The organism is Micromonospora sp. NPDC048170, from assembly GCF_040652795.1.
Classification (GTDB): domain Bacteria; phylum Actinomycetota; class Actinomycetes; order Mycobacteriales; family Micromonosporaceae; genus Micromonospora.
The window spans coordinates 65,342-79,648 of the sequence record NZ_JBEZMR010000020.1; the positions used below are offsets into that span (position 1 = coordinate 65,342).

General features: G+C 72.7%; 14 protein-coding genes and 1 pseudogene. 7 read left to right on the forward strand and 8 right to left on the reverse strand.

The window, feature by feature from the left end; genetic code table 11:
• Positions 1-27: 27 nt before the first annotated feature.
• Complete coding sequence (locus AB0D32_RS22505; RefSeq protein WP_357093364.1) at positions 28-195, reverse strand: hypothetical protein; 168 nt, start codon at positions 193-195, stop codon at positions 28-30.
• A 98-nt stretch (positions 196-293) separates the two neighbouring features.
• A complete protein-coding gene (locus AB0D32_RS22510) occupies positions 294-632 on the reverse strand; it encodes a co-chaperone GroES (protein WP_357093367.1) in 339 nt (112 codons plus the stop codon).
• A 158-nt stretch (positions 633-790) separates the two neighbouring features.
• Between AB0D32_RS22510 and AB0D32_RS22515 the strand changes: the two genes are divergently transcribed.
• Positions 791-2,089, forward strand: a complete 1,299-nt coding sequence (locus AB0D32_RS22515) for an AI-2E family transporter (protein WP_357093370.1) — start codon at positions 791-793, stop codon at positions 2,087-2,089.
• An 87-nt stretch (positions 2,090-2,176) separates the two neighbouring features.
• On the opposite strand, the gene AB0D32_RS22520 is transcribed toward AB0D32_RS22515, so the two are convergent.
• Positions 2,177-4,225, reverse strand: coding sequence for an ATP-dependent DNA helicase (locus AB0D32_RS22520; protein ID WP_357093517.1), 2,049 nt, complete (start codon positions 4,223-4,225; stop codon positions 2,177-2,179).
• A 284-nt stretch (positions 4,226-4,509) separates the two neighbouring features.
• On the opposite strand from AB0D32_RS22520, the gene AB0D32_RS22525 reads away from it, so the two are divergent.
• Complete coding sequence (locus tag AB0D32_RS22525) at positions 4,510-5,016, forward strand: DUF402 domain-containing protein (protein WP_357093373.1); 507 nt, start codon at positions 4,510-4,512, stop codon at positions 5,014-5,016.
• A gap of 8 nt (positions 5,017-5,024) precedes the next feature.
• On the opposite strand, the gene sigJ is transcribed toward AB0D32_RS22525, so the two are convergent.
• Entirely contained in the window at positions 5,025-5,990 is a 966-nt protein-coding gene (gene sigJ / locus AB0D32_RS22530; RefSeq protein ID WP_357093377.1) for an RNA polymerase sigma factor SigJ, read from the reverse strand.
• 158 nt (positions 5,991-6,148) lie between these two features.
• Here sigJ and AB0D32_RS22535 point away from each other — a divergent pair.
• From AB0D32_RS22535 to AB0D32_RS22545, 3 genes and pseudogenes are all read left to right on the forward strand, one after another.
• Positions 6,149-6,487: pseudogene (locus tag AB0D32_RS22535) on the forward strand (hypothetical protein); the annotation flags it as partial.
• Positions 6,488-6,630: 143 nt separating this feature from the next.
• Positions 6,631-7,257 (forward strand): DUF47 family protein, encoded by a 627-nt coding sequence (locus AB0D32_RS22540; RefSeq protein ID WP_357093379.1) that lies wholly within the window; start codon positions 6,631-6,633, stop codon positions 7,255-7,257.
• Positions 7,258-7,261: 4 nt separating this feature from the next.
• Positions 7,262-8,266 (forward strand): inorganic phosphate transporter, encoded by a 1,005-nt coding sequence (locus AB0D32_RS22545; RefSeq protein WP_357093382.1) that lies wholly within the window; start codon positions 7,262-7,264, stop codon positions 8,264-8,266.
• A 68-nt stretch (positions 8,267-8,334) separates the two neighbouring features.
• Here the strand turns inward: AB0D32_RS22545 and AB0D32_RS22550 are convergent, their stop codons facing one another.
• A complete protein-coding gene (locus AB0D32_RS22550) occupies positions 8,335-9,303 on the reverse strand; it encodes a Gfo/Idh/MocA family oxidoreductase (RefSeq protein ID WP_357093385.1) in 969 nt (322 codons plus the stop codon).
• Between the two features lie 71 nt (positions 9,304-9,374).
• On the opposite strand from AB0D32_RS22550, the gene AB0D32_RS22555 reads away from it, so the two are divergent.
• A complete protein-coding gene (locus AB0D32_RS22555) occupies positions 9,375-10,208 on the forward strand; it encodes an NUDIX domain-containing protein (protein ID WP_357093388.1) in 834 nt (277 codons plus the stop codon).
• Position 10,209: 1 nt separating this feature from the next.
• On the opposite strand, the gene AB0D32_RS22560 is transcribed toward AB0D32_RS22555, so the two are convergent.
• Entirely contained in the window at positions 10,210-11,166 is a 957-nt protein-coding gene (locus tag AB0D32_RS22560; RefSeq protein ID WP_357093390.1) for a YafY family protein, read from the reverse strand.
• A gap of 61 nt (positions 11,167-11,227) precedes the next feature.
• Between AB0D32_RS22560 and AB0D32_RS22565 the strand changes: the two genes are divergently transcribed.
• Positions 11,228-12,421 (forward strand): epoxide hydrolase family protein, encoded by a 1,194-nt coding sequence (locus tag AB0D32_RS22565; protein ID WP_357093393.1) that lies wholly within the window; start codon positions 11,228-11,230, stop codon positions 12,419-12,421.
• 4 nt (positions 12,422-12,425) lie between these two features.
• On the opposite strand, the gene pstB is transcribed toward AB0D32_RS22565, so the two are convergent.
• Both pstB and pstA read right to left on the reverse strand, forming a co-directional pair.
• The gene (gene pstB / locus AB0D32_RS22570) at positions 12,426-13,202 is read right to left on the reverse strand and encodes a phosphate ABC transporter ATP-binding protein PstB (RefSeq protein WP_210832704.1); all 777 of its coding nucleotides are present in this window, start codon (positions 13,200-13,202) and stop codon (positions 12,426-12,428) included.
• Positions 13,203-13,222: 20 nt separating this feature from the next.
• On the reverse strand, positions 13,223-14,299 hold the full coding sequence (pstA, locus tag AB0D32_RS22575; RefSeq protein WP_357093396.1) for a phosphate ABC transporter permease PstA: 1,077 nt from the start codon (positions 14,297-14,299) through the stop codon (positions 13,223-13,225).
• Between the last annotated feature and the right edge of the window lie 8 nt (positions 14,300-14,307).

Consider the following 14,307-nt stretch of genomic DNA (forward strand, 5'->3'; position numbering starts at 1 on the left):
GCCCTCAGCGGGTCGGCCCCGGTGTCGTCACGTCATCAGGCTGGTGAGGAAGTCTCCGAAACCCTGCGCCATCGCCATCAGTCCCGCCCCGATCGCCTTGAACATCTCCGCCGCGCCCTCCGGCCGGAAAGCCATGAAGTAGATCAGGAACGCGACGCCTCCCCAGAGCAGGAGCTTCTTCACGAATTCCGGCATCGTCCCTCCCCAGGGCCGGTGGTGCGGCTGGCTTCCCGGCCGGGAGCGACGCAAACGACACCGACGCCCTCATCGGGGCGGGGACAGGCGGGACGGGATCAGAGGTAGAGGCCGGTGGAGTCGTTCTCCACCCGCTCGGCGGCCACGGCGTGCACGTCGCGCTCGCGCAGCAGCACGTAGCCACGGCCGTGCAACTCGACCTCGGAGCGGTCGTCGGGGTCGAAGAGGACCCGGTCGCCCGAGACGATGGCGCGCACGTTCGGCCCCACCCCCACGGCGGTGGCCCAGGCCAGGCGTTTGCCCACGGCGGCGGTCGCCGGGATCACGATGCCGGCGGTGGAGCGTCGCTCACCCTCGCCCCCCTCCATCCGCACCAGCACGCGGTCGTGCAGCATGCGGATCGGCAGCCCGGAGTCGAGATTCTGGTCGGCGGTCACGCCGGAAACGCTACCGTGTCCCGGTCGGCCAGCCGTGGGCGGTTACGCGCCGGGGGCCGGGGGCAATGTGTGGCGGACCTGCCCTACGGTGGCATCGTCGGACGTATCCTGTCCGCTCACCTGCGGGGGCGGGCCGATTCTCTTGCCAGGAGGTGCGCTTGAGCCGCTTCGAGCGGATACGCGGACGGCTCCGTCGCGCGTACGAGTCGGGTCGGGAGTCGGCGCGCGTTCGCCGTACGGGCCCGGCCGACGATCCCGTGCCGGCCGGCGTGGCCTCGCCGACGTCTCCCGGGCCGGCGGCGGCGCCGTCCGCGACCGTGGTCGGCGCGGCCCCGCCCGCGGCCATGCACAACTCCACCTCCAGCCGGGACGACGCGGACGTGCCGCACGCGTTGCGGATCGGCGCCGCCTGGTCCTGGCGGCTGATCGTGATCGGTGTCGTCGCCTGGGCGCTGCTGAAGATCGTCGGCACCGTCAAGATCGTGGTCATCCCGCTGGCCGTCGCGTTGCTGCTCTCGGCGCTGCTCGCGCCTGCGGTCGGCTGGCTGCTGCGGGTTCGTTTCCCGCGGTCCCTGGCGACGGCGGTGGTGCTGGTCGGCGGCCTGGCCGCGGTGATCGGCACGCTGACCCTGGTGGTGAACGAGTTCATCCAGGGCGTGCCGGAGCTGAGCAAGAAGTCCTCGGAGGGCGTCCGGCAGATCCAGGACTGGCTGAAGACCGGCCCGCTGCACCTCTCGGACGGCCAACTCGACAACTACATCGAGGAGGGCCAGAAGTGGATCAACAACAACACCGAGAAGTTCACCAGCGGCGCCCTCTCCACGGCCGCCACGCTGGCTGAGGTGTTGACCGGCACGCTGCTGGTGCTCTTCGCCACCTTCTTCTTCCTGCGGGACGGCAACAAGATCTGGCGCTTCCTGGTCCGGCTGCTGCCGGTGGCCGCCCGCTGGAAGGTCGACGACGCCGGGCGGGCGTCCTGGGCGACCCTGGTCGCCTACGTCCGGGCCACCGTGCTGGTCGCCTTCATCGACGCGGTCGGCATCGGCGTCTTCCTGGTCATCTTCGACATCCCGTTCGCCTTCCCGCTCGCCGCGCTGGTCTTCCTCGGGGCGTTCATCCCCATCGTCGGGGCGACCCTGTCGGGCGTCGTCGCGGTCCTCGTCGCGCTGGTCGACAGCGGCCTGGTGACGGCGCTGATCATCCTCGGCGTGGTGATCGGGGTGCAGCAGGTGGAGGGTCACCTCCTCCAGCCGCTGATCATGGGCCGGGCGGTGGCCATCCACCCGCTCGCGGTGATCATCGGAATCGCGGCCGGTGTCGTCCTCGCCGGGATCACCGGCGCGCTGGTCTCCGTGCCGCTGATCGCCGTGCTCAACACGGCCGTGCGCCGGCTCGCCGCCCGCACCGTCCCGGACACCCCGCCCGACGCCGTCGTCGTCGCCTCCCAGGCACCCTGACCCGTCCCACCGCGGCCACGATCCGCACAGCCGCACAGTGAGGGTGGCCTCCCGAACCCGGGGGGCCACCCTCACGACGTGTGGGGGTCAGGGCTTGGCGAGGCGTTCGAGTGCGCCGCGGGCGACCTCCGGCTTGGTGGTGTACCAGAACGGCGGCAGCGACCGGCGCAGGAACGGCCCGTAGCCCCGGGCGGTCTCCAGCCGCGAGTCGAGCACCGCCACCACGCCCTTGTCGCCCGTCGAGCGGATCAGCCGGCCCACCCCCTGGGCCAGCCGGATCGCGGCGATCGGCACGCTGACCGCGGCGAAACCCGACCCGCCGCCGGCGTCCACCGCCGCCGCCCGCGCCGCCGCCAGCGGCTCGTCCGGCCGGGGAAAGGGCAGCCGGTCGATGACCACCAGCTGGCAGGCGTCGCCCGGCACGTCGACCCCCTGCCAGAGCGACATAACCCCGAACAGACAGCTGGACTTCTCCTCCCGGAACCGGCGTACCAGCAGCGGCAGCGCCTCCTCGCCCTGGAGCAGGACCGGCAGGTCGGTCCGTGCGCGCAACAGCTCCGCCGCCTGCTGCGCGGCCCGTCGGGAGGAGAAGAGGCCGAGCGTACGCCCGCCGAGCGCGGTCACCAGCGCGAGCAGTTCCTCGCCGGCCGCGTCGGGCAGCCCGGAGACGCTGGGCCGGGGCAGGTGCGCGGCGACGTACAGGATGCCCTGCCGCCCGTAGTCGAACGGCGAGCCGACGTCGAGGGAGCGCCACCCCGGCCCCGAGGTCGCCGGCACCCCCGGCGTGCCGGTGCCCCCGGTGGGGCCGCCGCTCTCCGCCGGGCCGCCGCGCCCGGCCGACGTGTCGGTGCCGCCCCGCCCTTCGCCGGGGCGCCCCGAGGCGGCCCGGGCGGCCAGCGCGGCGGCGGCCGGTGACGGCGGGTCGGCCGGGGGCGCCTCCAGGCCCAGCGCCCGGGCCACCGTGTCGAACCGGCCGCCCAGCGTCAGCGTCGCCGAGGTGGCGACCACCGTGCGCTCGTCGTACAGATGGGTGGCGAGCGTGCCGGCGACCGAGAGGGGCGCGACCACCAGGGCCCGACGGCCGGTGTTGTCGTTCTTCTCCACCCACGCGACGTCGTGGTCGGCTTCCTCCAGCAGGCGCTGCGCGGTGGCGGAGAGCTCGTCGAGCACCGCCTTGGCCTGCTGCTTGCGCACCGGGTCCGGGTCGTCGGACTTGATGTCGCCGATCGCGTCGAGCGCCCCCCGGGTGGCCGCGTCGAGCAGGGTGCACGCCTCGCGCAGCGCGGACGGCAGCCCCGAGGTGATCCGCCCCGCGGGAGCCTCGGTCAGCCCGGCTGCCAGGGCGGCGCCGGCCGCGCTGAGCGAGTCGGCGGTGTCCGGCCGCAACAGCGGACGGGCCCGCTTCGCGGAACGCTCGATCAGCTCCGGCACCAGCTCGGCCTGGGCGGCGGAGGAGACCCGGTCGGCCAGCTCGTGCGCCTCGTCGACGATGAGCAGCTTGTGCGGCGGCACGATGTGCCGGCCGGCGAGCATGTCCACCGCGAGCAGGCTGTGGTTGGTGACCACGATGTCGGCCTCCCGGGCGCGGGCCCGGGACGCCTCGGCGAAACACTCCGCGCCGAACGGGCAGCGGGACGCGCCCACGCACTCCCGGGCCGGCATGGAGACCAGCCGCCAGGCCTGGTCGTCCACGCCGGGGTCCAGCTCGTCCCGGTCGCCTGTGTCGGTCTTCTCCGCCCAGTCACGCAGCCGCTGGATCTGCTTGCCGAGCCGTCCCGCCTCGCCGAGCCACCGCGTCCCGCCACCGGGGTGTGCCGCCGGGGCGTCGAAGAGGGTGTCCTCCGGCTCGTCCTCCGTGGAGTTGTCCAGCCGGGCCAGGCAGAGGTAGTGGTGCCGCCCCTTCAGCACCGCGAAGGTGGGCCGTCGGCCGAGCACCGGCTCCACGGCGTCGGCGAGCCGGGGCAGGTCGTGGTCGACCAGCTGGGACTGCAACGCCAGGGTGGCCGTGGAGACCACCACCGGGCCGTCCACGGTCAGCGCGGGCGTCAGGTAGGCCAGCGACTTGCCGGTGCCCGTGCCGGCCTGCACGAGCAGGTGCTCCCGCGTCTGCACGCACTCCTCGATGGCGGTCGCCATCTGCTGCTGGCCGGGACGCGCCGCCCCGCCCGGCACCGCGCCGACCGCGGCGGCGAGCAGCTCCACGCCGCTCGGCCGGGCGCCCCGCCGGCGGCCTCCGGTGCGGGGCGAGGGGGCGGCGGAACCGGTGGCGAGGCGCGGAGTCACCGTGCGACGGTACCCGCCTTCCCCGACACGGGCCGCGCCGCTCCGGGCGTGGCGTCGTCACGGTACGGTCTCCCACCGACCGCGCCCGGTTACTTCCGTGCGGCGAGGGATGGGCGGTATCGGTTAGGGTGCGACTCATGCCGAGCGACGTGGTCCGCGTGATCTACCGCAAGTACGACGGCAGCGCCCACCGTGACTACCCCGCCCGCCGCCTCGCCGAGGACGACCTGGGCATCTGGCTCGGTGTCACCGAGGGCACGAAGTCCGTCTACCACGGCCGGCCGTCGGTGGAGCAGATCCCGTTCGTCCTCCTGGTGCCGCACCACGCCTGGTGGACGGGCATGTTCAACCCGCCGCCGCGGACCAGCGAGGTCTACTGCGACATCGCCAGCCCGGCCCGCTGGGAGAACGACGACACGGTCCACCTCATCGACCTCGACCTCGACGTGGTGCGCCGCCGGGCCACGGGCGCGGTGGAGTTGCGCGACGAGGACGAGTTCGCCGAGCACCGGGCGCGCTTCGGCTACCCGGACGACGTGGTGACGCAGGCCGAGTCGGCTGCCCGGTGGCTTCTCGACGCTCTGGGCGACGGCGTCGAACCGTTCGCCACCTCGTACCGGAAGTGGCTGGCCCTGGTGGTCTGACCGGGGCGTCACCAGCGCGGCGGCCAGCGGTCCTCGGCCCCCAGCGGTGGCAGGTCGCCCAGCTTCTCCGGGTTGAGCTGCTGGAAGACCCCGGTCACCCGGCCGCCGTCCACCGTGAGGGCGGCGACCACCCGCAGCGGCCGGCCGTCGGAGTGCAGGGTCTCCAGGTGCAGGCCCTCCACGCCGTCGACCAGCACCGGACGGGCGCGCAGCTTGCCGCCGTAGCGGCCGGCCCGGCCGAACAGGCCCAGGACGAAGCGGGCCACCGCGTCGGCCCCGAGCACCGGACGGCGGGCCGCCGGGAAGTGACCGCCGCTGTCGCCGAGGAGGACCACGTCCGGGGCGAGCACCCGCACCAGCGCGGCCAGCTCGCCCGACTCGACGGCGGCCACGAAGGCGGCGAGCACCTGCCGCTGCTCGGCCGCGTCGGCGGTGTGCCGGGGAGCGTCGGGCGCGTGCACCGCCCGGCGGGCCCGGGAGGCGAGCTGGCGGGCGGCGGCGTCGGTCGTGCCGAGCACCTCGGCGATCCGGGAGAACGGCACGGCGAAGACGTCGTGCAGCACGAAGGCGACCCGTTGCTCCGGTGCGAGCCGCTCCAGCACCACCATCAGGGCCGTGCCGACCTGGTCGGCGCGGACCGCCCGTTCGGCCGGGTCGGGCGCGAAGCCGTCGGTGCGCGGGCCCTGTTCGAGCGGCGTCACCACGGGCTCCGGCAACCACTGGCCGGGGTACGCCTCCCGCCGTACCCGCGCCGAGCGGAGCACGTCCAGGCAGATCCGGGCACACGCGGTGGTGAGCCAGGCGCCGAGGTGCCGGATCTCGGCGCGGGCCGCCGGGTCGGCGAGCGCGGCGGCGTAGCGCAGCCAGGTCTCCTGCACGGCGTCCTCGGCCTCGCTGCGGCTGCCGAGCATCCGGTACGCCACCGCCAACAGCCGCCCCCGCTCGGCCTCGAACTCGGTCACCAGATCCCGCACCGTCGCTCCTCCCGCCACCCGCCCAGGCCCGCATTCTGCCGCGCCCGTACAGCTTGGCCCACCCCGTCGACGGGCGGGTGGGGCGGAGGTGGGTGATGATCCGAGGATGCGAGCGACTGATGAACCGGACGTGCGCGGCGCTCCCGCCGCCCGGGTACGTCAAGGTGATGCTGCACATCTCGTACGCCGAGCAGGGCCGGCGGCTGCTGGAGCGGCTGGACGAGCCGCGCAAGCACTGGAAGTACGATCCCACGGACGTCGACGCCCGCGCCCGCTGGGACGACTACCAGGCCGCGTACGCCGAGGCCCTGGGCCGGTGCGGCACGGACGCCGCGCCCTGGTACGTGGTGCCGGCGGACCGCAAGTGGTACCGCGACCGGGCCGTCGCGCACCTGCTACGGGAGACGTTCGACACTCTCGATCTCGGGTATCCGCCTGCCGGTTTCGACGTCCGGCACGAACGGGAGCGGCTGTTGGGATCCGAGGGAACGTCGTAGATGAACGGCAGGTGAACGACCGGTGAATGTGGCCTGACCTGGGGGAGGCCCGCGAATTCCCGGTTCCGCCGTTTTCTAGCATTCCCAGGCGGGCACCCTCCGGGCGACCGCCACCCTTCCACCGACACGACGAGGTCCGTGCTGTGAAGTTTTCCTTTCGCCCGAACGAGGGCGCCTTCTACGAGCTCTTCACCAGGGCCGCGCAGAACCTGGTGAAGGGCACCGCGCTGCTCAACGAGCTGGCCCTGCCCGGGGTGGAGGTGCAGTCAGTCAGCGAGCGGCTCACCGAGGTGGAGCACGACAGCGACCAGATCACGCACGAGCTGTACAAGAAGATCAACTCTACCTTCATCACGCCGTTCGACCGGGAGGACATCTACCGGCTCGGATCGCTGCTCGACGACGTGATGGACCACCTCGAGGCGGTCGGCAACCTGCTGTACCTCTACGGCCTGACCAAGCTGCCGTCGCTGCCGAGGGAGATGCACGAACTCGTCAACGTCCTGGACGCCCAGGCGAAGCTGACCGCCGACGCGATGCCGCGCCTGAAGTCGATGAAGGACCTCGAGGACTACTGGATCGAGTGCAACCGCCTGGAGAACGACGGCGACCAGGTGTACCGGATGTTGCTGGTCCGCCTCTTCTCCGGCGAGTACGACGCACTGACCGTGCTGAAGATGAAGGAGGTCGCCGACGAGCTGGAGGCCGCCTGCGACGCCTTCGAGCACGTGGCCAACACCGTCGAGACCATCGCGGTCAAGGAGTCCTGATCCTGTGAGTCCGGAACTCATCGCCGTGCTGGCGGTGATCGCGGTGGCGCTGGCGTTCGACTACACCAACGGCTTCCACGACGCCGCCAACGCGATCGCGACCAGCATCTCCACCCGGGCGCTCACACCCCGGGTGGCCCTGGCCATGGCGGCGGTCGGCAACTTCATCGGCGCCCACTTCGGCGCCGAGGTGGCCAAGACCGTCGGTAGCGGCCTGGTGCAACTACCCACCGGCACGGCGAGTCTCGGCATCGTCTTCGCCGGCGTGATCGGCGCGATCGTCTGGAACCTGGTCACCTGGTACTTCGGCCTGCCGTCGTCCTCGTCGCACGCGCTGATCGGCGGCCTGGTCGGCGCGACCGTCGCGGCGTCCGGCACGGTGCTCTGGGCCGGCATCGGGGAGAGCGTGATCATCCCCATGGTGCTCTCGCCGATGGTCGGCTTCCTGCTCGGCTACATCGTCATGATCGCCGTGCAGTGGATCTTCCGGAAGGGGCACCCGGGCAAGCTCAACCGCGGCTTCCGCTGGGCGCAGACCGCGTCCGCCGCCGCCATGTCGGTCGGCCACGGCATGCAGGACGCCGCCAAGACCATCGGCATCGTGGTGCTCGCCCTCTACGTCGGCGGCTACCAGGACGACCCGAGCTTCATCCCGGAGTGGGCGTTCTGGACCTCGGCCGCCGTGCTGGCCGCCGGCACGTACGCCGGTGGGTGGCGGATCATCCGGACGCTGGGCCGGAAGATCATCGACCTGAAGCCGCCGGAGGGCTTCGCGGCCGAGACCGTGGCCAGCGGGGTGCTCTACTTCAACGCGCTCGTCCTCGGCGCGCCGATCTCGACGACCCACACGATCACCTCGGCGATCATGGGCGTCGGCGCCACCAAGCGGCTCTCCGCCGTCCGGTGGGGCGTGGCCGGCAACATCGTCGGCGCGTGGATCCTCACCTTCCCGGCCGCCGGCTCGATCGGCGCCCTGATGTACTTCCTGGTCCGCCCGCTGTTCAGCTGAGATGTGAGGAGGGCCCCCTGCCGACGCGATGCGTCGACAGGGGGCCGTTCCGGGCCTTGCGCCCGCCGTCAGGAGTAGTCGACGCCGATCTGGGCGCGGATCCCGTCGAGGAGCGCCATGACCTCCAGCGTGGCGGCATGGGGCACCAGAGGGCTCTCCGACAGGCCCTCGGCGAGGCAGCGCTGGACCTCGGCGGCCTCGTACTGGTAGCCGCCGCCGACCAGCTCCTCGGTGATCGTCTCCGGCTCGGCGCCGGCCCGGTGCAGGGTCACCGAGCCGGGGCGGAAGAACGGCTCGGGCAGGTCGATCCGGCCGGTGGTGCCGGTGACCGAGGCGACCAGCGGGGTGGCCCCGACCATGCCGCAACTGAGGGTGGCGATCGCGCCCGAGTCGTACCCGAGGACGATCGCGGTGTTCTCGTCCACACCCTCCGGGCTCAGCTTCGCCCAGGCCCGGACGTGGTCGGGCGTGCCGAGCAGCAGGTGGGCCAGGCTGAGCGGGTAGACGCCGAGGTCCAGCAGGGCACCGCCGCCGAGGGTGCGGGCCCGCAGCCGGTGCTCCGGCGGGAACGGCCCGGCCGCCCCGAAGTCGGCCCGGACGCTGGTCACCGTGCCGATCGCGCCGTCCGCGACCAGCTCACAGAGCCGGCGTACGAGGGGGTTCGTCCGCATCCACATGGCCTCCATCAGGAAGACGCCGGCCGCGCGGGCGGCGTCGACCAGTTCGACACTGGTCGCCAGGTCGAGGGTGAACGGCTTCTCCAGCAGCACCGCCCGGCCGGCCGCGAGGCAGGTCATGGCCGCCGCGTGGTGCGCGGCGTGCGGGGTGGCGACGTAGACGACGTCCAACTCGTCGTCCGCGGCGAGTTCCGCCCAGGAGGCGTACGCCCGTGGCACGCCGTGCCGGGCCGCGAACCGCTGCGCGCTCTCGGCGGTCCGCGAGCCGACCGCCGCGAGTTCGGCCCCCGGCACCAGCCGTAGGTCCTCGGCGAAACGGGCGGCGATGTGGCCGGTGGCCAGGATGCCCCAACGAGTCATGCCGGCCACGCTAGCGAAGATCACCGGACGGGGGAGCGGGCGATCCATCCGGCGGGAACTAGGCTCGGCGCATGACGATCGACGCCGACGGCTTCCCCGCACCCCCGGCGCTCGTGGAGCACGCCCGCCGGTTCCACGCCGAGGGCGGCCTCCCTGCGGCGCCCCGGGTCGCGGCCACCGTGCTGCTGCTCCGCCCCGCCGGCGACGCCTTCGAGGTGTACCTGATCCGCCGGGTCGCCGCGATGACCTTCGGCGGGATGTACGCCTTCCCGGGCGGCGGCGTCGATCCCTCGGACTCCCAGGCGCACCTGGACTGGGCCGGCCCGACGCCGGCCGGGTGGGGCGAGCGGCTGGGGCTGACCCCGCAGGCCGCCCAGGCGGTCGTCTGCGCCGCGGCCCGGGAGGTGTTCGAGGAGGCTGGCGTCCTGCTCGCCGGCCCGGACGCTGGGACCGTGGTGGGCGACGTGAGCGGCGACGACTGGGAGTCCGACCGGGTGGCGCTGGAGCAGCGCCGGGGCGGCTTCGCGGACCTGCTCGCCCGGCGCGGGCTCACCCTCCGGTCCGACCTGCTGCTGCCGTGGAGCCGGTGGATCACGCCCGAGTTCGAGCCGCGCCGCTTCGACACGTACTTCTTCGCGGCCCTCCTGCCCGAGGGGCAGCGGACCCAGGACGTTTCCGGCGAGGCCGACCACACGCTGTGGGTCCGCCCGGCGGACGCCCTCGCCCGGGTGGCGGCGGGCGAGCTGACCATGCTCCCGCCGACCCTGGTCACCCTCGGGCAGGTGGCCGATGCCGGTGACCTGGCGGGTGTCGTCCGCGCGTCGGCCGACCGGGACGCCGCCACCCCGATCACCCCCCGGCTGGAGTTCACCGACGACTCCGCGGCCCGTTTCGTCCTCGGCTGACTCACGCACCCGCTCGCAGGTAGCGCTCGGCGAGGGTGCGCAGGAGGTCGGCGAGCTCCGGTGGATCCTGGACGGTGAAGTCGGCGTCGAGCAGGCCCAGCCACACCGCGACCGTCTCCAGCCGGTCGGCGCCGGTGTGCAGCAGGCAGCTGTGGGCGTCGACCGGTTCGACGGTGCCGACGGCCGGGTTGATCCGTTCGGTGACCACCTCGGCCGGCGCGTGCACCAGCACCCGGGCACGGTGTCGCCAGGCTGCCGAGGAGACGCCGTGCCGGACCCGGTCCACCACGTCCTCGGGTAGCTCCCGGGCGGGGAAGCGGGGCCCGGCGGGGGTACGCGGGGTGATCCGGTCCACCCGGAACGTCCGCCAGTCGTCCCGCTGCGGGTCGAAGGCCACCAGATACCAGCGGCGCCCCCAGTTGACCAGCCGGTACGGCTCGACGTCCCGCCGGTCGGCGACGCCGTCGTGCCGGACGTAGTCGAAGCGCAGCCGTTCCCGGTCCCGGCAGGCCGCGCTTATCGTGCCGAGCGTCTCCGCGTCCACGGTCGGGGCGGGCGCGTCGTGCGGCACCCGCACGGTGTGGGTGTGCAGCGCGTTGACGCGGCGGCGCAGCCGGTGGGGGAGGACCTGTTCCAACTTCGCGAGCGCGCGCAGCGAGGTTTCCTCGATGCCGGCGACGCTCCCCCCGGCGGCGGTACGCAGCCCGACGGCCACCGCCACCGCCTCCTCGTCGTCGAGTAGCAGTGGCGGCAGCGCGGCGCCCGCCCCGAGCCGGTAACCGCCGACCGCGCCCCGAGTCCCGTGCACCGGGTAGCCCAGGGTGCGCAGCCGCTCCACGTCGTTGCGGACCGTACGGGTGCTCACGGACAGCCGCTCGGCCAGCTCCGTGCCGGTCCACTCGCGCGGGGTCTGCAACAGCGACAGCAGGCGCAGCAGTCGTGCCGAGGTCTCCAACATCGCCTTATTGTGCCCGGTCAATAGGAACAAACTTGTCCTAATTGATCCCTACGGTAAGAGCATGGCTGACAACACCGCGATCGTCCCGTTCCGCATCGACGTACCGCAGGCCGACCTCGACGACCTCGCCGACCGGCTGGCCCGCACCCGTTGGGCCGAGGAACTGCCGGCCGACCCCACGGCCAGCCCCGGAGGACCGGTCCCGCCCGGCTGGGAGTACGGCGTCCCGGTCAGCTACGTCGAGCGCCTCGTCACGCACTGGCGCACGGCGTACGACTGGCGGGACTGGGAGGCGAAGCTCAACGCGTACCCGCAGTTCACCACCGAGATCGACGGGCAGAACGTGCACTTTCTGCACGTCCGGTCGCCCGAGCCGGACGCCACGCCGCTGATCCTCACGCACGGTTGGCCGACCACGGTCGTCGAGTGGCTGGACGTGATCGGGCCGCTCACCGACCCCCGGGCCCACGGCGGCGACCCGGCGCACGCGTTCCACCTGGTCATCCCATCGGTTCCCGGCTTCGGCTTCTCCGGCCCGACCCGGGAGCGGGGCTGGAACCGGTTCCGGGTGGCCCGGGCCTGGGCGGAGCTGATGCGCCGCCTCGGGTACGACCGGTACGGCGCGGCCGGGAACGACCTCGGCGCGTTCGTCGCCCCGGAGGTGGGCCGGGCCGACCCGGAGCACGTGATCGGCGTGCACGTCACCCAGATCTTCTCGCTGCCGTCCGCAGACGCCGACGAGCTGGCCGGCCTCTCCGAGGAGGAGCGGGGCAAGGTGGCGTTCGCCGACTGGTTCGTGCACCGGCGCGGTGGCTACGACCGGCTCCACTCGACCGAGCCGCAGAACGTCGCGCACGCGCTGGCCGACTCGCCGGCCGGCCTGCTCGGCTGGATGGCCCAGCTGATGGGCGAGCAGCTCGACCCCGAGTACGTCCTCACCAACGCGACCATCTACTGGCTGACCAACACCGCCGCCTCCTCGGCCCGGTTCTACTACGAGGACGCCGAGGTGGTCCCACCCGTCCAGAAAGTCAACGGTCGCGGCACCACGCCCCTGGCGCCGACCACCGTGCCGCTGGGGCTGGCCAACTTCCCGTGGGACTTCCAGTCCATCCGCACGCTCGCCGAGCGGGACCACAAGAACATCGTCTCCTGGCAGACGTACGACCGCGGTGGCCACTTCGCCGCCCACGAGGTGCCCGACCTGCTGGTGGACGACCTGCGCCGGTTCTTCGCGACGCTGCCCCGATCCTGACGGCTCAGCCGAAGCGGCCGGTGATGTAGTCCTCGGTCTTCTTCACGCCGGGGTTGCTGAAGATCTTCTGCGTGTTGTCGTACTCGATGAGACGGCCCGGGTCGCCGGTCTTCTCGATGGAGAAGAAGGCGGTACGGTCCGAGACGCGGGCGGCCTGCTGCATGTTGTGCGTGACGATGATGATCGTGAACTTGTCCTTGAGCTGGAACATCAGGTCCTCGATGGCCAGCGTGGAGATCGGGTCGAGCGCCGAGCAGGGCTCGTCCATCAGCACCACCTGCGGCTCGACGGCGATGGTCCGGGCGATGCAGAGCCGCTGCTGCTGACCGCCGGAGAGGCCCGCGCCGGGCTTGCCGAGCCGGTCCTTCACCTCGTCCCAGAGGTTGGCCGAGCGGAGCGCCCGCTCAGCCGCCTCGTCCAGGATCGACTTCCTGCGGACCCCGTTGAGCCGCAGCCCGGCCACCACGTTCTCGAAGATGCTCATGGTGGGGAACGGGTTCGGCCGCTGGAAGACCATGCCGATCATGCGCCGGACGGCGGTGACGTCCACGTCCCGGTCGTAGATGTCCTGGTCGTCGATGGTGAGACTGCCCTCGACCCGGGCCCCCGGAAGCACCTCGTGCATCCGGTTGATCGACCGCAGGAAGGTGGACTTGCCGCAGCCGGACGGGCCGATCAGGGCCGTCACCGTCTTCGGCTCGACCGTCAGGTTGATGTTCTCGATCGCCTTGAAGGCGCCGTAGTAGGCGGTGACGTTCGAGGCTTCGATGCGCTTGGCCATGGTGGTGGTACCTCCGGGGTTCATCGGCCGAGCCGATTGCGACGGGCCAGCAGCTTCGCCGCGACGGTCAGGATCAGCACGAGGGCGACCAGGGTGAGTGCCGCGGTCCACGCCCGCGCCGGCGCGTACCGGGACGCGTCACCGGCCTGCTGGTAGACGAAGAGGGCCAGCGACGACTGGTTGTTCTCGAACGGGTTGAAGTTGATCGCCGCGCCGCCGCCGGCCACCAGCAGCACCGGGGCGGTTTCGCCGGCCGCGCGGGCGATGGCGAGCATGACGCCGGTGACGATGCCCGGCAGGGCGGTCGGCAGCACGACCCGCAGGATGGTCTTCCACTTCGGCACGCCGAGGGCGTACGCCCCCTCGCGCAGCGGCGCCGGGACGAGGCGCAGCATCTCCTCGGTGGAGCGGACCACGGTGGGCAGCATCAGCACGCTCAGCGCGAGCGCGGCGGCGAAGCCGGAGAAGCTCGGCCGCCCGTCGTTGAACCACGGCGAGACGATGAGCACCCAGAACGCCAGCACGAACAGGCCGGCGACGATCGACGGGATGCCCGTCATCACGTCCACGAAGAAGCGGATCGCGGACGCGAACCGGCCCCGGCCGTACTCGACGATGTAGATCGCGCAGAGGATGCCGAGCGGGACGGTGATCAGGGCGGCGATGCCGACCTGCTGGAGCGTGCCGACGATCGCGTGGTACGCGCCACCGTTGGGGTCCCGCGCGCCGATGTTGTTCATCGAGGTGAGGAAGAAGTCGGCGTCCAGGCGCTCGGCGCCCTTGCTGACCAGCGTCCAGACCACCGAGGCCAGAGGCAGGACGGCCAGCACGAACGCGGAGTGGATCAGCGCGCTCCAGGTGCGGTTGCGGGCCGACCTGCGCCCCTCGACCCGGTTCGCGGCGGCGAACAGGCCGGCCAGGTAGAGCAGCGCGCCGACCACCACGACCAGCACCGGGCCACCGGTGCCGGTGCCGTACACGAGGGCGGCGGCGACCAGCAGGGCGGCTGCCGCGATGGCGGGCGCGGCGTACCTGGGCAGGCGCCGGGCCTTCAGGGTGGGCGGCTGGGTGCGCCGCGCGGTGGCAGTGGTGCTCATGTCGCCAC